This is a genomic window from Flavobacterium lacus (assembly GCF_003268815.1).
Taxonomy (GTDB): Bacteria; Bacteroidota; Bacteroidia; order Flavobacteriales; family Flavobacteriaceae; genus Flavobacterium; species Flavobacterium lacus.
In genome coordinates this window covers 38,259-55,797 of the sequence record NZ_QLSV01000002.1, presented here as the reverse complement: position 1 = coordinate 55,797, position 17,539 = coordinate 38,259, and the positions used below count along the sequence as shown (strand labels likewise).

13 protein-coding genes are annotated in these 17,539 nt (G+C 35.1%); 8 read left to right on the top strand and 5 right to left on the bottom strand.

Annotation, left to right across the window (positions count from 1 at the left end; genetic code table 11):
- Nucleotides 1-38 precede the first annotated feature (38 nt).
- The 3 genes from B0I10_RS01885 to B0I10_RS01875 form a co-directional block, all read right to left on the bottom strand.
- A complete protein-coding gene (locus tag B0I10_RS01885; protein WP_112084807.1) occupies nucleotides 39-662 on the bottom strand; it encodes a bifunctional nuclease family protein in 624 nt (207 codons plus the stop codon).
- Between the two features lie 128 nt (nucleotides 663-790).
- Entirely contained in the window at nucleotides 791-1,759 is a 969-nt protein-coding gene (locus tag B0I10_RS01880; RefSeq protein WP_112084806.1) for an electron transfer flavoprotein subunit alpha/FixB family protein, read from the bottom strand.
- A 101-nt stretch (nucleotides 1,760-1,860) separates the two neighbouring features.
- Nucleotides 1,861-2,607 (bottom strand): electron transfer flavoprotein subunit beta/FixA family protein, encoded by a 747-nt coding sequence (locus tag B0I10_RS01875; protein ID WP_112084805.1) that lies wholly within the window; start codon nucleotides 2,605-2,607, stop codon nucleotides 1,861-1,863.
- 260 nt (nucleotides 2,608-2,867) lie between these two features.
- Here B0I10_RS01875 and B0I10_RS01870 point away from each other — a divergent pair, with 260 nt between their 5' ends.
- From B0I10_RS01870 to B0I10_RS01835, 8 genes are all read left to right on the top strand, one after another.
- Nucleotides 2,868-3,845 (top strand): pyruvate dehydrogenase complex E1 component subunit beta, encoded by a 978-nt coding sequence (locus tag B0I10_RS01870; RefSeq protein ID WP_112084804.1) that lies wholly within the window; start codon nucleotides 2,868-2,870, stop codon nucleotides 3,843-3,845.
- A 69-nt stretch (nucleotides 3,846-3,914) separates the two neighbouring features.
- Nucleotides 3,915-6,395 (top strand): DUF5686 family protein, encoded by a 2,481-nt coding sequence (locus B0I10_RS01865; protein ID WP_112084803.1) that lies wholly within the window; start codon nucleotides 3,915-3,917, stop codon nucleotides 6,393-6,395.
- A 147-nt stretch (nucleotides 6,396-6,542) separates the two neighbouring features.
- Complete coding sequence (locus tag B0I10_RS01860; protein WP_112084802.1) at nucleotides 6,543-7,073, top strand: inorganic diphosphatase; 531 nt, start codon at nucleotides 6,543-6,545, stop codon at nucleotides 7,071-7,073.
- Nucleotides 7,074-7,184: 111 nt separating this feature from the next.
- Complete coding sequence (locus tag B0I10_RS01855; protein WP_112084801.1) at nucleotides 7,185-9,584, top strand: sodium-translocating pyrophosphatase; 2,400 nt, start codon at nucleotides 7,185-7,187, stop codon at nucleotides 9,582-9,584.
- A gap of 85 nt (nucleotides 9,585-9,669) precedes the next feature.
- Entirely contained in the window at nucleotides 9,670-11,934 is a 2,265-nt protein-coding gene (locus tag B0I10_RS01850; RefSeq protein WP_112084800.1) for a glycoside hydrolase family 20 protein, read from the top strand.
- Between the two features lies 1 nt (nucleotide 11,935).
- Nucleotides 11,936-12,934: an isoaspartyl peptidase/L-asparaginase family protein gene (locus B0I10_RS01845; RefSeq protein ID WP_112084799.1), complete on the top strand. Its 999-nt coding sequence runs from the start codon at nucleotides 11,936-11,938 to the stop codon at nucleotides 12,932-12,934.
- A complete protein-coding gene (locus B0I10_RS01840; protein WP_112084798.1) occupies nucleotides 12,934-13,605 on the top strand; it encodes a copper homeostasis protein CutC in 672 nt (223 codons plus the stop codon). The genes B0I10_RS01845 and B0I10_RS01840 overlap by 1 nt, the downstream gene beginning before the upstream one ends.
- A 10-nt stretch (nucleotides 13,606-13,615) precedes the next feature.
- Nucleotides 13,616-16,087, top strand: a complete 2,472-nt coding sequence (locus B0I10_RS01835; protein ID WP_181456871.1) for a beta-mannosidase — start codon at nucleotides 13,616-13,618, stop codon at nucleotides 16,085-16,087.
- A gap of 42 nt (nucleotides 16,088-16,129) precedes the next feature.
- On the opposite strand, the gene B0I10_RS01830 is transcribed toward B0I10_RS01835, so the two are convergent.
- On the bottom strand, nucleotides 16,130-16,744 hold the full coding sequence (locus B0I10_RS01830) for a deoxynucleoside kinase (protein WP_112084796.1): 615 nt from the start codon (nucleotides 16,742-16,744) through the stop codon (nucleotides 16,130-16,132).
- A complete protein-coding gene (locus B0I10_RS01825; protein ID WP_112084795.1) occupies nucleotides 16,744-17,538 on the bottom strand; it encodes a hypothetical protein in 795 nt (264 codons plus the stop codon). The genes B0I10_RS01830 and B0I10_RS01825 overlap by 1 nt, the downstream gene beginning before the upstream one ends.
- Nucleotide 17,539 lies beyond the last annotated feature (1 nt).

Here is a 17,539-nt window from a genome sequence, read left to right as displayed (position 1 = left end):
TATACTAGTTGGATTATTTTATAGGATTTTGGAATTATCTAAGATTCCTTTTTTGAAATTTCATCTCTAATCTTAGCTGCTTTTTCATAGTCTTCGTTTTGAACTGCTTCATTCAACAATTCATATAATTCCTGCACACTTTTTCCGCTGTAACTATCTTTTGGTGTAGTTTCTTCTGAGCCAAATGTTTCGGGCGTAGTCAAAACACCATCGTTATCTTCGTTGGCATTTTCAGGGTCCATTGAGTTTCCTTTTAGATAAACCCCGGCTTTGTCCAAGATATTTTTGTAAGTAAAAATAGGAGCATTAAATCGCAAAGCTAACGCAATTGCATCGGAAGTTCGAGCATCAATAATCTCTTCAATTTTATCGCGTTCGCAAATTATACTCGAATAAAAAACACCATCCACCAATTTGTGAATAATCACTTGTTTTACAATGATATCAAATCGGTCTGCAAAATTTTTAAATAGGTCGTGCGTGAGTGGGCGAGGTGGTTTTATCTCTTTTTCTAAGGCTATGGCAATCGATTGGGCTTCAAAAGCTCCAATCACAATGGGTAATTTTCGCTCTCCATCTACTTCATTTAGAATCAATGCGTAGGCACCGTTTTGGGTTTGACTATAAGAAATTCCTTTTATGGCTAGTTTAACAAGACTCATATTATAATATTATAATGCTCTAAAAATAAGGCATTTATGCTTAATTAGTAATAAAAAAATGGGCTATCCAAACAAAGATACAACTATCTCGATTTAGATAGCCCAATGAGGGCACAATTTATAAAAAATTATGAATTTTGAGCTTTAAATTCTTTTAATTTTTGAGTCAATTTAGGAACAATTTCAAAAGCATCGCCAACTACGCCATAATCGGCTACTTTAAAGAAAGGAGCTTCAGGGTCAGAATTGATGACTACTTTTACTTTAGACGAGTTAATTCCGGCAATATGTTGAATTGCTCCTGAAATTCCAATCGCAATATATAAATTCGTTGCAACAGGTTTTCCGGTTTGTCCAACGTGTTCGCTGTGAGGTCTCCAGCCTAAATCGGAAACCGGTTTTGAACAAGCAGTAGCTGCTCCTAAAACAGCTGCTAAATCTTCCACTAATCCCCAATTTTCAGGCCCTTTTAGCCCGCGACCACCAGAGATTACAACTTCCGCATCGGCTATTGTAACTTGCCCGGTTATTTTTTCTACGTTTTCAACTTTAATAGTAAAGTCAGCATCGTTTAAACTTGGTAAAAAATCTTCAGAGGATAAAGATGAATTACTTTCTACTATTCCATACGAGTTTTTAGCCAAACCGAGCACTTTTACATCCGTAGAAATTTCGGTGATGTTGAAAGCTTTGTTTGAAAAAGCATTTCTTTTTACTTGAAATGGCGAAGTGCTCAAAGGCAATCCAACCACATTTGAAGCAAAACCCGCTTCTAATCCAACAGCTACAAAAGGGGCTAAATAAATACTATCTGTCGTTGAGGAAAGCACAATAACTTTTGCTCCCTCCTTTTGAGCCGCTTGTTTGATTACATCGGCGTATGCTTTTGCATTAAAAGTAGACAATTTATCGTTACTCACTTTCAAGACTTTATCCACACCATATTTTGATAATTCTGAAACATCTGCCGTATTTACTGTGACAGCAGTAACCGTTGTTCCAATCGATTCTGCAACTTTTTTTGCATAGGAAGCTATTTCGAAAGCTACTTTCTTAAATTTTCCGTCAGCCGATTCTGCATATATTAATAATGACATAATTTTTTTGTTTAAAAGTTTAAAATGGTTTAAGAGTTTAAAAGGGTTAAAAGTTTAAGTGTTTGTTAAAAAACTGAACACTAAAAACTGAACACTGATCACTAAATTACCTTTGCTTCGTTGTGTAACAAACGCACTAGCTCATCCAAATTATCAGCACTAACTAATTTTACTGCTGACTTTGGAGCGGGTTTTTCAAATTTCACCGCTTTCGTGCTGATAGTTGCATCAAGGGGTTCCAAAACGGTTAATACTTTTGTACGAGCTGTCATAATTCCTCTCATGTTGGGAATTCGTAAGTCTTTTTCCTCCACTAATCCTTTCTGACCGCCAATTACTAATGGTAAAGTGGCAGAACTAGTTTCTTTACCACCGTCAATTTCTCTAATCACTTTGGCAGATGAACCATCCACTTTTACATCAATACAAGAATTGATAAAATTATAACCCAATAAACCGGCAATCATTCCGGGAACCATTCCACCATTATAATCCAATGATTCTTTTCCGCAAATCACTAAGTCATAGTGACCTTGTTTGATTACTTCGGCTAATTGTTTGGCTACAAAAAAGCCGTCGGTTGGACTGGCGTTTACGCGAATTGCTTCGTTTGCTCCAATAGCCAGTGCTTTTCTCAAGGTAGGTTCAGTATCGGGGCCGCCAACATTAACAACGGTTACGTTTGCTCCTTGTTGCTCTTGAAACCAAATTGCTCTGGTTAAACCAAATTCATCGTTCGGGTTAATAACAAATTGCACACCATTTGTATCAAATTTTGAATCGCCGTTTGTAAAATTAATTTTTGAAGTAGTATCAGGTACATGACTGATGCAAACTAATATTTTCATATAATAAATTTAAATTATTTCGGTTACGAAAGTACAAATAAATTTTCTAATTTTAGTATGCGTGCATAATATTTTTTCAGTATTATATCGTTTTCGTAGGGTATTATAAACGTTTTTTCATTTTTTTCTTCTAATCAATGGGAATTCTCAATTTAAATAGCATCAAAAATTATCAACTATTTTACCTTCAAAATATGCATTTAAGTGATTTTTAATTTTTATTTTTGCCTTTCGTTAAAAAGACTTAAGATAATATAGATATGAGAACAATTCAATTCAGAGAAGCAATTTGTGAGGCCATGAGTGAAGAAATGCGACGTGATGAAAGCATTTATTTAATGGGTGAAGAAGTAGCAGAATATAATGGAGCCTACAAAGCTTCCAAAGGAATGTTGGATGAGTTTGGTCCAAAAAGAGTAATCGATACGCCAATTGCCGAACTTGGATTTGCCGGAATTGCCGTTGGTTCAGCCATGAACGGATGTCGTCCGATTGTAGAATTTATGACCTTCAACTTCTCTTTGGTTGGCATTGATCAAATTATAAATAACGCAGCAAAAATGCGTCAAATGTCGGCCGGACAATTTCCAATGCCGATGGTTTTTAGAGGGCCAACCGCTTCTGCCGGACAATTAGGGGCAACACACTCACAAGCATTTGAAAATTGGTTTGCCAATACACCGGGTCTAAAGGTTGTTGTACCATCAAATGCGTATGATGCAAAAGGTTTACTGAAAGCTGCCATTCGGGATAATGATCCGGTTATTTTTATGGAATCAGAACAAATGTATGGTGACAAAATGGAAGTTCCGGAAGGAGAATACACTATTCCACTTGGTGTTGCCGATATCAAAAGAGAAGGTTCTGATGTAACCATTGTTTCTTTTGGAAAAATCATTAAAGAAGCTTTTATCGCTGCAGATGAATTGGCAAAAGAGGGAATTTCGTGCGAAATCATAGACTTAAGAACAGTTCGTCCGATGGATTATGATGCCATTCTGAAGTCGGTTAAAAAAACAAATCGTTTAGTAGTTTTAGAAGAAGCTTGGCCATTTGCCAGTGTAGCTTCAGAAATTACGTATATGGTTCAAGAAAGAGCTTTCGATTATTTAGACGCTCCAATCCAACGAATTACAACGGCGGATACGCCGGCACCATATTCACCTACCTTATTAAAAGAATGGTTACCAAATTCTTCGGATGTTGTAAAAGCAGTAAAAAAGGTTTTGTATAAATAATCAAAATAAAAACTATATTTGAAACTTCATCAACCTATTATTTGATGAAGTTTTTTTTTACAATTTGCTATGAAAATTAAAAGCCTTTTATTTCTATTTCTACTTTTTTCAGTGTCAATGAGTGCTCAAACCAAAGTGAGTGGAATTGTTGTTGATGAAAAAAACGAGCCTATTCCCTTTGCCAATGTCTATTTTAAGAATTCTACTGAGGGTGTAATCACAAACGAAAACGGTAGGTTTTATCTGGAATCTCAAAAAAGTCATGGTGTTTTAGTTGCCTCCTTTATCGGCTACACCGCTCAAGATATAAAATTAGAAAAAGCGGTTACCTACAATTTGAAAGTTACGTTAACCGAAGGAGAAACCCTCCGTGAAGTGGTTTTAGTTTCGGGTAAATTATCTAAAAAAAACAATCCGGCCATAGATATTCTTCGGAAAATTTGGGCAAGAAAACGACAAAATGGACTAAATCAGTTTAGTCAATATCAATATGATAAATATGAAAAGGTTGAATTCGATTTAAACACCATTGATAGTGCTACCATGAAAAGTAGACTGTTTAAAGGAATGGAGTTTGTGTTTGAACAAATGGATACCTCCGCAATTACCGGAAAAACATACCTGCCTATTTTTATAAATGAAGCTATTTCTGAAGTGTATGGCGATAATATTGCTAAACGAGAAAAAGAAATATTAAAAGCAAACAAAAATTCCGGATTTAGTTCGAATCAACAAATTATCGCATTTATTAAAGACTTGTATGCAGATTATGATATTTATGACAATTACCTAAAGTTTTTTGATAAAGATTTTGTTAGCCCGCTGTCGAGAACCGGAATTGATGTCTATAATTATGCTCTTACAGACAGTATGTTTATTGATAACAAATGGTGTTACAACATTGTTTATTATCCTAGAAGAAAAGGCGAACTTACTTTTAAAGGTGATTTTTGGGTGAATGATACCACATTCGCTATTAAAAACATTAATATGGCAGTAACTAAAAGTGCCAACATTAACTGGATTAAAGAAATTTATATTGAACAAGAGTTTGATGTGGTAAATGATTCTGTTTTCCTGCTAAAAAGAGATCACATGATGTCTGATTTTGCTTTTAACAAAAAGGAAGAATCGCAAGGTGTTTATGGAAAGCGGACTACGTTATTCAAAAATCATAAATTCAACGAAGAGAAACCAAAAGAATTTTACAAAGAAGAAGTTAATTTTATAGACAACTCTGTTTATAGTAAATCAGATGATTATTGGCAAGAAAACAGGTTTGAAAGTTTAAGTAAAGACGAATTTGGCGTTTACAAAATGCTTGATACGCTCCAAACAGTAAAAAAATTCAAACAAATGTATAACTTGGTTTCTATTTTAGGAAGTGGATATATACAAAAAGGGAATTTTGACATTGGCCCAATTTTTTCAACATTTGGTTACAATGAAGTTGAAGGAATTCGTGTTAGGGCAGGCGGGAGAACCTATTTTGGACAAAATGACCCATGGCGATTACAATTTTACACCGCGTATGGTTTTAACGACAATCAATTTAAATACGGACTTTCCGGAAAAGTTTTACTCAATAAAAAGAACCGTTTAATTCTCGAAGCAGGAAATAGGCGTGATATTGAACAAATCGGTGCGAGTTTAACCACAACAAATAATGTATTAGGTAGAAGCTTTGCTTCTTCAGGACTATTCATGGCTGGTGCCAACGATAACCTTACTAGCATTAATTTAAGCATGGTTTCTTTAAATATTGAACCCGTAAAAAATGTAGTATTTGAAACCGGATTTTCCTTCCGTACCCTTAAACCTGCGTGGGAAAAATTTAGTCTAGATTATTTTTCGGATGAGTCGCCAACTGGTATTGAAAGTGATGTAAAGCAATCAGAAATTTCTTTTTCATTAGATTATACTCCAAAACGTAAAACAATTGGTTACGGTGTAGAAAGAAGTATTGTAGATAGCCCGTTCACCAGAATTTTTGTTAATTATAGCCAAGGTTTAAAAGGAGTATTTGATAGTGATTTCGAATACCAAAAGGTGCAATTGTACATTAAACAACCCATTTTAGTGGGAGGTTTCGGTCGATTGAATGTCACAACCGAATTGGGTAAGACTTTTGGAGAGGTGCCGTTAGGTTTATTGAGCATAGTCCCGGGTAATCAATCGTATTTTCTGATTGATAATACATTTAATAACCTTAATTTTTATGAATTTGTAACCGATCAGTATGCTACCTTCCAATTAGAACATCATTTTCTTGGGAGACTACTGTCCAGAGTTCCGGGTTTAAGAAAATTAAATTTAAGAGAAATTATTGGTATAAAAGCAGTAGTTGGATCGGTTTCAGATGAAAATAGAGCACTTAATGCATCTTCTTTAAACTATTTGTCTCCAGAAAAACCCTATTGGGAATACAGTGCCGGAATCGGAAATATTTTCAAAGTTTTCCGAATCGATTGCTCTTGGCGAGGGAATTATCGCAATCTCCCAGACGCAAATAATTTTACAATTAAAGGTTCTTTTGGATTTTATTTTTAAATCAAAAAATTTCAACCTCTTTTTTTAATAGTTCATAAAGATTTATGCACAATGTTATTAATTCCCTAAAAATTTACTTTCCGTTTAACATGTTGTTTTAAGGCCTTACCTTTGCAAACCTAATTATTTGTAAAGAAAAACAAACCTATGAGTCCAGCTAAACAAAGTACTTTTGATGTATTAATCGAAATTCCTAAAGGAAGTAGAAATAAATATGAATACGATTTTGAATTAAAAAAAATTCGCTACGATCGAATGATTTTTTCATCCATGATGTATCCTGCCGATTATGGTTTTATTCCCGAAACATTAGCGTTAGACGGTGATCCGTTGGATGTTTTGGTTTTAGTAACCGAACCCACTTTTCCAGGTTGTGTGATGGAAGTAAAACCGATTGGTGTTTTCCACATGGCAGATGAAAAAGGACCGGATGAAAAAGTGATTTGTGTACCGGTTTCAGACCCTATTTGGAATAATTTAAATGACTTATCAGACATCAACCCCCATTTACTGAAAGAGATTGAACATTTTTTCCAAGTTTATAAAGATTTGGAAAACAAAAAAGTTGATGTAGAAGGGTGGGGAGATGTAAACGAAGCCAAAGAAATCATCGAGAAATGTGTGGATCGTTTTGCTAATTTAGAAAACAAAACAGCGGGATTATTTAGTATTCGTTAAAGAATTTACTATTTTATTAAAAAAAGCAACATTCAATTTAGAATAGTTGCTTTTTTTTATTCCTATTTTGTTACTTTTGCAACTGTTAAAAAAATTATAAAGTACATTTTTATGGATTCAATTATGATTTACGTGCCAATAGTAATGGCATTAATTGGCTTAGCTTTTATGTGGGCCAAAAGAGCATGGGTTTTAAAACAAGATGCCGGAGATGGAAAGATGAAAGAAATTTCAGATTACATCTACGAAGGTGCTTTGGCCTTTCTTAAAGCTGAATATCGATTATTGACTTTCTTCGTCATCGGTGCGAGTATCGCGTTGGCAGGAATTTCATATATCGTTCCAACAACACATATTTTAATAGTAGTAGCATTTATTTTCGGAGCAGTTTTCTCAGCTTTAGCCGGAAATATGGGGATGAAAATCGCTACAAAGACAAATGTAAGAACTACACAAGCGGCTCGTACGAGTTTGCCACAGGCATTGAAAGTATCTTTTGGTGGTGGAACCGTAATGGGATTAGGCGTTGCCGGTTTGGCCGTTCTGGGTCTAACAGGTTTCTTCATTATATTATTCCATTTCTTTATGAATGGAACTTGGACCTCTACAGAAGACATGACAATTGTACTTGAAACTTTAGCCGGATTCTCTTTGGGTGCAGAATCAATTGCTTTATTTGCTCGTGTTGGTGGTGGTATTTATACCAAAGCAGCCGATGTTGGTGCCGATTTAGTAGGTAAAGTAGAAGCCGGAATTCCGGAAGATGATCCTCGTAATCCTGCAACGATTGCCGATAACGTAGGGGATAACGTGGGTGACGTTGCCGGAATGGGTGCCGATTTATTCGGTTCGTATGTGGCAACTGTTTTAGCCGCAATGGTTTTAGGAAATTATGTAATTAAAGATATGGGAGGTTCAATCGAAGACAATTTCGGTGGAATCGGTCCAATTTTACTACCAATGGCTATTGCCGGTTTTGGAATTTTATTCTCAATCATCGGAACCATGATGGTAAAAATTAAAGACAACAATGCAAAAGAAAAAGAAGTACAAGGTGCATTAAACCTTGGAAACTGGGTTTCCATTGCTTTAACAGCAATTTCATGTTTTGTATTAGTTAGATATATGTTGCCGGAAACCATGAGCATGCAGTTCTTTGGCGAAGGAGTTAAAGAAATTTCCTCAATGCGAGTTTTCTATGCAACCATTGTTGGTTTATTTGTGGGAGGTGTTATCTCTTCCGTAACTGAATATTATACAGGATTAGGAACAAAACCGGTATTGGCAATTGTACAAAAATCATCAACCGGAGCAGGAACAAACGTGATTGCAGGTTTAGCAACGGGTATGATTTCAACTTTTCCAACGGTGTTGATTTTTGCAGGTGCTATTTGGGCTTCGTATGCTTTAGCTGGTTTCTACGGAGTTGCATTAGCAGCTTCGGCAATGATGGCTACAACAGCTATGCAATTAGCAATTGATGCATTCGGACCAATTTCTGACAATGCCGGAGGTATTGCCGAAATGAGCGAATTACCAAAAGAAGTTCGTACCCGTACCGATATTTTAGATTCAGTCGGAAACACAACAGCAGCAACTGGAAAAGGTTTTGCTATTGCTTCTGCAGCTTTAACTTCGTTAGCATTATTTGCTGCGTATGTAACGTTTACAGGAATTGACGGAATCAACATTTTTAAAGCTCCGGTTTTAGCCATGTTGTTTGTGGGTGGAATGATTCCGGTGGTTTTCTCTGCTTTAGCAATGAATTCTGTTGGAAAAGCTGCGATGGATATGGTGTATGAAGTGCGTCGTCAGTTCAAAGAAATTCCGGGAATTATGGAAGGAACTGGAAAACCTGAATACGGAAAATGTGTGGAAATTTCTACAAAAGCTGCTTTACGCGAAATGATGCTACCTGGAATTTTAACCATTGGTTTCCCAATTTTAATTGCAGTTTTACCTATGTTGATTGGATATGACAATAAGTTAATCGCTGAAATGTTAGGTGGTTATATGGCTGGAGTTACCGTTTCTGGTGTACTTTGGGCTGTGTTCCAAAACAACGCCGGTGGTGCTTGGGATAATGCAAAAAAATCTTTCGAAGCCGGTGTAATGATTAACGGTGAAATGACATACAAAGGTTCTGATGCTCACAAAGCTGCCGTAACCGGAGATACTGTTGGTGATCCATTTAAAGATACTTCTGGCCCATCTATGAACATTTTAATCAAATTAACTTGTTTGATTGGATTAGTAATTGCTCCAATTTTAGGTGGTCACGATGCAGTTACAGTGGTTGAAGAAGTAGAAGCAATTGAAGTTGTTGATGCAGTAGTAAAATCTGAAAACAAAGAAATCTCAATTGATAAATCAAAAGCAGCTGATGGAAAAGTAACCGCAAATGTTACGATTAATACAACTATTGATGGTGAAACAAAAACTTCTACTCAATCTTTTGAAGGAACAGAAGAAGAAGTAAATACAAAAATTGAAGAATTCAAAAAACAATAATCTTTTGAACATATCATAAAAAAATGCCTTGCAACTGCGAGGCATTTTTATTTTTACTAAATTTAGCGTGAACAAACAAACCCTCATGACTAAAATTTTTCTTTCCATCTTTCTGTTTCTATCCTTTTTGGGATATAGTCAAGAAAATTTGCCACTTATTCCAATTCCGAAACAAATTGAATTTGTGAATGAGTTTTTTGAACTCGATAAAAGCACCGTCATTCTATCTCAGGATAGTAATTCGTTTGAAGCATTATTTCTCAAAGAAACAATTAAGTTGAAAACAGGGTTAGATTTACCCATCAAATCTACGTATACAAAGGGAAATAGTATTCAATTGTCAATTCAAATTCCCGATACAATTGGATTTGATAGAGAAAAGTATGAACTTTCTATTTCTAAAAAAGGAGTACAGCTTTTGTCTTTTTCCAACCAGGGATTGTTCTATGGAATTCAAACTTTTTTACAATTTATTCCATTTCAAAAATCAGATAAAGTAAAAACACAAGGTGTTTCAATTTCGGATAGTCCCAAATTCAAGTGGCGAGGAATGCATCTTGATGTTAGTCGGCATTTTTTCTCCATCGATTTTATCAAAAAGTACATTGATTACATTGCCATGTACAAAATGAATACGTTTCATTGGCATTTAACAGATGATCAAGGGTGGCGAATTGAAATTAAAAAATACCCAAAACTCACGGAAATTGGAGCTTGGCGAGACGGCTCAATGGTTGGTCATTATAATGAACAACGATTTGACACCCTTCGCTACAGTGGATTTTATACGCAAGAAGAAATCAAAGAAGTGGTAAAATATGCTCAACAACGACATGTTACCATTGTACCGGAGATCGAAATGCCCGGACATGCTCTAGCGGCATTGGCTTCCTATCCTGAATTTTCCTGCACCGGAGGTCCTTTTGAAGTAGCTAAAGGGTGGGGCGTTTTTGAAGATGTTTTTTGTCCAAAAGATGAAACATTCGTTTTTTTAGAAAACATTTTATCAGAAGTAATTGATTTGTTTCCTTCAAAATACATTCATATTGGTGGCGATGAAAGCCCGAAGGTTCGTTGGAAAAATTGTGCTCATTGTCAGTCCTTAATTAAAAAAGAAGGTTTAAAAGATGAACACGAACTTCAAAGTTATTTTATTCAACGAATTGAAAAATTTGTAAACACTAAAGGACGAAAAATAATGGGATGGGATGAAATTCTCGAAGGCGGACTAGCTCCAAACGCAGCCGTTATGAGTTGGAGAGGAACTGAAGGCGGAATTGCTGCCGCCAAACAAAAACACTTTGTGGTCATGTCACCCGGTTCGCATTGTTATTTTGACCATTATCAAGGCGACCCAAAAAATGAACCATTGGCTTTTGGAGGATATACTCCTATTGAAAAAGTTTATGCTTTTAATCCAATTCCGAACGAATTATCAATTGAAGAAGCCGTTTATATCCTTGGAGCTCAAGCCAATGTTTGGACGGAATATATTGAAACTTCCAACCATGTTGAATACATGATTATGCCAAGAATGGCAGCACTTTCTGAAGTTGTATGGGGAACAGCAAACGCTTCGGATTACAAAAATTTCGAAAATCGATTAATCGACCATTTAGATTTTTATGAAAAAATGGGTATTAATTATAGCAAGGCCATTTACGAGGTAACCACTGCTGTTTCTTCAGGAAAAAATGGGGTAGAATTTATCTTGAAAGCCGTCAATCCAAGTGGAATTCGTTTTACAACTGATGGTTCTCAACCAACAAATAAAGCAATGATTTATACAAGCCCTATTTCAATTACAAAAAGTTGCACCATCAAAGCGGCTTATTTTGAAAACGAAAAGCAAAAAAGTAACTCAATTGAACAAACGTTCAACATCAACAAGTCATCCGGAAAGAAAATAACTTTAGAACATCAACCACATGAAAATTATGGAATTGGCGGAAGTTTTACTTTAGTGGACGGAATGAAAGGCAATCCATCCAAATTTGGTCGAGATTGGCTCGGATTTTCCGGAAAAGATGTCGTGGCAACGATTGATTTAAACAAAATTGAAACTATTTCTAAAATAAAATTAAATGTTTTAAAAAGTAAAGGAAGTTGGATTTATTATCCAAAAGAAATTGAATTTCTCCATTCAGAAGATGGAAATAGGTACACTTCAATTAAAAAGTTTTCAGAAGTTGAAATCGAAAATTTAAAGGGTAATATTGAAGGAATTTTCAAAAATACACAAGCAAAATACATTAAAATAATAGCTAAGAATTTAGGTGTAATTCCCGATGGAAATCCAGGAGCAGGTTCTAAAGCTTGGCTTTTTATAGATGAAATTTCAGTAGAATAATATGGCAAATAGAAGAAAATTTTTAAAAACAACTGCATTAGCGACTGCTGGCGTGGCATTTCAATCTTTTATTTCAAAATCGGAAGAGGTTGTAGTAGAAATAAATTCAGGAAAAGTTAATAAGCCAATTGTGCTGTCTACTTGGCGATTTGGAATCGAAGCGAACGAAGCAGCTTGGATTGTTCTCAAAAACAAGGGTAGAGCTTTGGATGCTGTTGAAGCAGGCGTAAAAATTCCCGAAGGCGATCCCACAGAAAGAAGTGTAGGTTATGGCGGAAGACCGGACAGAGACGGTCGTGTCACACTCGATGCTTGCATCATGGACGAATTATCAAATATTGGCTCTGTGGCGTGTTTAGAACATATCAAACATCCCATTTCAGTAGCCAGAGCTGTCATGGAAAAAACGCCGCATGTCATGTTGGCGGGAGAAGGAGCTTTGCAATTTGCTTTACAACAAGGTTTTAAAAAGGAAAATCTTTTGGTGGAAGAATCCGAAAAGGAATGGAAAGAATGGTTGAAAACAAACGAATATAATCCCAAAGCAAACATTGAAAATCACGACACCATTGGGATGATTGCATTAGATGCAAATGGAGATTTATCAGGAGCGTGTACCACGAGCGGAATGGCTTTTAAAATGAACGGTCGAGTGGGTGATTCCCCAATTATTGGTGCCGGTTTGTATGTGGATAACGAAATCGGAGCAGCAACTGCAACTGGTCACGGCGAAGAAGTGATCAGAATTTCAGGCTGTCACTTGGTGGTCGAATTGATGAGACAAGGCAAATCACCACAAAAAGCGTGTGAAGAAGCCGTGATGCGAATTGTAAAACTGACACAAAAAAGAGGTAAAAATTTGAAAGATATACAAGTGGGTTTTATCGCTTTAAATAAAAAAGGCGAGTACGGTTCGTATTGTGTGCAAGGAGGTTTCAATTATGCAGTGCATGATGCAAAAGGAAATAAATTAATCGATGCGAATTACTTTTTAAAATAATGAAAAAACTAGAAATCGCATGTTTTAATTTGGAATCTACGCTTATTGCTCAAAAAGCGGGAGCCGATAGAGTGGAATTATGTACTGATATAGCAGTTGGTGGAACCACTCCAACAATTGAAATGATTCAACAGGTTCGCGAACAATTAACAATCGATTTATATGTAATGATTCGTCCGAGAGGAGGAAATTTTGTTTACACAATGAATGAACTAATGATTATGTATTTGGAAATACTTGAATTCAAAGATATTGGGGTGGAAGGCTTTGTTTTTGGAGTAGTAACAAATGATAATAAAATTGACGTGGCTGTAAATAAATCTTTGGTGGAATTAGCCAAACCTTTTCCGTGTACATTTCATAGAGCTTTTGATGAGATTTTAGACTACGAAAAAGCACTAGAAGATGTTATTTCGTGCGGGTTTTCAACTATTCTCACTTCCGGAACATTTCCAAATGTGATGGAAGGAAAGGAAGTTTTAAAGCAGTTGGTCATTCAAGCTAATAATCGTATTGAAATCATGCCGGGTGGCGGTTTGCGTTCGACCAATATTTCCAAATTAGACGAAAATGTAAATGCCAATTGGTATCATTCGTCAGCCATTACGGATGGAAGTGAAATAGCAAATCTAGAGGAAATCATCCAATTAAAGAACGAACTCAACTATTAAAAAGAATTACATGCCTTATAGGATTAAAAAATTCTTTGTCTTTCTCTTGTTCCTAAATTGTTTTTACTTTTTTGGACAAACCTCCTATCGCAATTTGTCATCTGAAAACTGGACATTCCACCAACAGAACGAGGTGAAAAAACACAAGGCAACGATTCCCGGAACCGTTCATACTGATCTGTTTCAAAACCAATTAATTCCCGATCCTTTTTTTGGAGCAAATGAAAAAGAACTGCAATGGATTGAAAATGAAAATTGGGAATACGAAACGTATTTTGCACTTTCTGAATCGGAATTTAAAAATCAAAATATCGATTTAGAGTTTGAAGGTTTAGATACGTATGCAACCGTTTTTTTAAACGGAAATGTTGTTATTGAAGCCAATAATATGTTTCGAAAATGGATAGTTTCAGCCAAATCAAATTTGAAAATAGGAACTAATCATTTAAAAATAAGCTTTCATTCAGCAGTCCAAAAAGGAAAAGAAGAGGCCAAAAAATTAGCGTATACGTTACCCGAAAAAGAACGTGTTTTTGTTCGAAAAGCACAATATCAATTTGGATGGGATTGGGGTCCACGTTTTGTAACAGCCGGAATTTGGAAGGAAGTACACTTAAAATGCTGGAATAAAGCTAAGATTGAAAACATTCTGTATGAACAAAAATTACTAAATTCTGAAATTGCAAAATTGAATTGTGTTTTCACCATCACAACAGAAAAATCAGGTAAATATCAAATTAGATTAGGAGAGAAACCATTTCCATTTCAACTAAAAAAAGGACAAAATACTGTAAAAATTCCAATTGAAATTCCAAATCCAATTTTATGGTGGTGTAATGGTTTGGGAGTTCCACATCAATATATTTTTAGATTCTCATTGGAACAAAATGGAGCTATACTTGATGAAAAAGAATTAAAAATTGGTTTGCGAACTATCGAATTGGTTCAGGAAAATGATCAAAAAGGTAAAAGTTTCTATTTTAGATTAAACGGAAAACCCTTATTTATGAAAGGAGCGAATGTCATTCCTCCCGATAGTTTTTTACCAAGAGTTACAGATTCCGTTTATCGTTCGATGGTGAAAGAGGCTAAAAATGCTAATATGAATATGTTGCGGGTTTGGGGTGGAGGTGTTTATGCTGATGACGCTTTTTACGATGCTTGTGATTCAAACGGTATTTTAGTTTGGCAAGATTTTATGTTTGCCTGTGCAATGTATCCCGGCGACGAGCAATTTGTTGAAAATGTGAAGCAAGAAGTGATTGACAACGTCATCCGTTTGCGAAATCATCCAAGTATCGCTTTATGGTGTGGCAATAATGAAAATGAAGAAGGTTGGCACAATTGGGGATGGCAAAAACAATTTAATTATTCAAAATCGGATTCTACCAAAGTTTGGAACGATTATCAGAAAGTCTTTCACGATTTAATTCCAAAAACGTTAGATAGTTTGTTATCAAAAACGGAAAACCGATATTGGCCATCATCACCTTCATTAGGTTGGGGTCGAAAAGAAAGTTTAACACAAGGCGATGTACATTATTGGGGCGTTTGGTGGGGAAAGGAACCATTTGAAATCTACAATCAAAAAGTAGGAAGATTTGTAAGCGAATATGGTTTTCAAGGGATGCCAAATTTAGAAACGTTGAAAAAAGTGATTTCTGATGAAGACCTAAATTTTACATCCGAGGCTTTTAAAAACCATCAAAAACATCCGATAGGATTTGAAACCGTCAACGAATACATGGAACGCGATTATAGAGTTCCAAAAAACATTGAAGATTATACCTATGTCTCTCAATTGTTGCAAGCCCGGGGAATGCAGATTGCCATTGAAGCCCACCGAAGAGCCAAGCCGTATTGCATGGGAACATTGTACTGGCAGTTGAACGATTGTTGGCCCGTAACATCATGGAGTTCAATGGATTTTTATGGAAATTGGAAAGCGTTTCATTATCAAGCAAAGCGAAGTTATGAAAATTTGTTGCTTGCTGTTCAAGAAGAAAACGAACAATACAAAGTGTATTTAGTGAATGATATTTTTGAAAAAAAAGCAGGAAAATTGGAATTGGAATTACTTTCATTTAATGGAGAATCGCTTTGGGAAACTTCCAAAAAAATTGGTGTAGATGAAAATTCAAGTAGTGTGATCTATGAAATTGCAAAAGCTGATTTTGAAAAATTCGATTGGAACAATATTGTATTAAAATTGAAATGGAATGATATAAAATCAAATTATTTTTTTGCAAAACCAAAAGATTTGAAATTATCAAAACCAAACATTGAAATTCAACACATTGATGACTTTACCATTGAAATAGCTACTGATATATTAGCAAAAAATGTTTTTTTGTCATCGGAAAACGAGGTGTTTTTTGAAGATAATTATTTTGATTTGTTGCCAAATGAAAAGCGAATTATTAAATTATCAAAAGCGGCAAAAAAAATAAAAGTGAAATCGTTGTTTGATACAATAAAATAAAAAAGCCTCAACTAAATTGAGGCAAATTCTGTTATTTTATGTCTAAAACAATCCATTTATTTCAGCATCAATTCGATTGATAATCATCCCTAAATCTTCCGGATTATCTACGAAATTAATGTTGTCAACGTCAATAATCAATAATTTTCCTTTGTCATAACTTTGAATCCAAGCTTCGTAGCGTTCGTTCAAACGACTTAAATAATCAATTGAAATTGTGTTTTCATACTCACGACCTCTTTTGTGAATCTGGCTCACTAAATTCGGAATAGAACTTCTCAAGTAAATCAATAAATCCGGCGATTGCACCATACTTTCCATTAATTCAAACAACGATTTATAGTTGTTAAAATCACGATTAGTCATCAAACCCATGGCATGCAGGTTAGGAGCAAAAATATGTGAATCTTCATAAATCGTTCTATCCTGAATAATTTTCTTTCCGCTTTCACGAATTTGCAAGACCTGTCTGAACCGACTGTTTAAAAAGTAAATTTGTAAATTAAACGACCATCGTTCCATCTGATGATAGAAATCGTCCAAGTATGGGTTGTCTACCACATCCTCAAAATGTGGTTCCCATTTAAAATGTTTGGCTAATAATCGAGTTAAAGTGGTTTTTCCGGCTCCAATGTTGCCTGCTACTGCTATGTGCATTATGGTAAACTTATTTGATAAGTACTAATTTCGTTGTTGGTAAAAATAATCAAAAATTGGTCTTTAATCCGAAATTTTTCGACGATTTTTTCATCTAAATTAATTGGTGAACTTTTATTCTCTTTAAAAGAATGACAATACAATTGATTCCCACTTTGATAAATCACGACATCTGTAGAAATAATTTGAGCTGAATCAAATTCAGGAATCTTCCCTAAAGTGGAAATTTTCCCAAACACATCACAAAACGAAACAGTTCTGTTTGAATCTACCCAATAAAATTGATTGTAATCGGTTTGATAGTATTCAATTGGGTCCTGGAAAGGTTGAGATAGCGGTTGGAAAACCTGCTTTGTAAAATCATATAATCCCAATTGCATTGGCAATGAATTAAAAACCCATAGGCGATTTTGAGAGGCTAAACCTACCGCCGAAGTTACAATCGGGTTGTTTTTGTTTTTGGAAAAGTTTATCGATGAGGTTTCATTCAACTGATTGTCTAAGGTGATGACCGAATTAAAACCTTCATAAAAAAGTACTATTTTTAAAGGATTTTGTAAATCCACTCGCTTTATTTTTCCTAATGAAAGATTTTTATATTGAAATAACTCTGCGTCTTTTTGTTTATAAAAAACATTGCCTTTGATATAATAGCAGTAGCCAAATGAATCCATATTGATAAATTCATCTGCCACAAGCTGCTGGTTTGAAAGTAAAATTGGTGTAATCTTCTTTTCTTGAGCAAGCCCAACCGAAAGAAAAAACATCCAAAAAGAAATAATTATTTTTTTCATC

Excerpts from the sequence above, each read along its gene's own strand:
- B0I10_RS01875 (WP_112084805.1), bottom strand. The coding sequence starts at position 2,607 with ATGAAAATATTAGTTTGCATCAGTCATGTACCTGATACTACTTCAAAA.
- B0I10_RS01885 (WP_112084807.1), bottom strand. The coding sequence starts at position 662 with ATGAGTCTTGTTAAACTAGCCATAAAAGGAATTTCTTATAGTCAAACC.
- B0I10_RS01860 (WP_112084802.1), top strand. The coding sequence starts at position 6,543 with ATGAGTCCAGCTAAACAAAGTACTTTTGATGTATTAATCGAAATTCCT.
- B0I10_RS01855 (WP_112084801.1), top strand. The coding sequence starts at position 7,185 with ATGGATTCAATTATGATTTACGTGCCAATAGTAATGGCATTAATTGGC.
- B0I10_RS01870 (WP_112084804.1), top strand. The coding sequence starts at position 2,868 with ATGAGAACAATTCAATTCAGAGAAGCAATTTGTGAGGCCATGAGTGAA.
- B0I10_RS01845 (WP_112084799.1), top strand. The coding sequence starts at position 11,936 with ATGGCAAATAGAAGAAAATTTTTAAAAACAACTGCATTAGCGACTGCT.
- B0I10_RS01830 (WP_112084796.1), bottom strand. The coding sequence starts at position 16,744 with ATGCACATAGCAGTAGCAGGCAACATTGGAGCCGGAAAAACCACTTTA.
- B0I10_RS01865 (WP_112084803.1), top strand. The coding sequence starts at position 3,915 with ATGAAAATTAAAAGCCTTTTATTTCTATTTCTACTTTTTTCAGTGTCA.
- B0I10_RS01880 (WP_112084806.1), bottom strand. The coding sequence starts at position 1,759 with ATGTCATTATTAATATATGCAGAATCGGCTGACGGAAAATTTAAGAAA.
- B0I10_RS01835 (WP_181456871.1), top strand. The coding sequence starts at position 13,616 with ATGCCTTATAGGATTAAAAAATTCTTTGTCTTTCTCTTGTTCCTAAAT.
- B0I10_RS01840 (WP_112084798.1), top strand. The coding sequence starts at position 12,934 with ATGAAAAAACTAGAAATCGCATGTTTTAATTTGGAATCTACGCTTATT.
- B0I10_RS01825 (WP_112084795.1), bottom strand. The coding sequence starts at position 17,538 with ATGAAAAAAATAATTATTTCTTTTTGGATGTTTTTTCTTTCGGTTGGG.
- B0I10_RS01850 (WP_112084800.1), top strand. The coding sequence starts at position 9,670 with ATGACTAAAATTTTTCTTTCCATCTTTCTGTTTCTATCCTTTTTGGGA.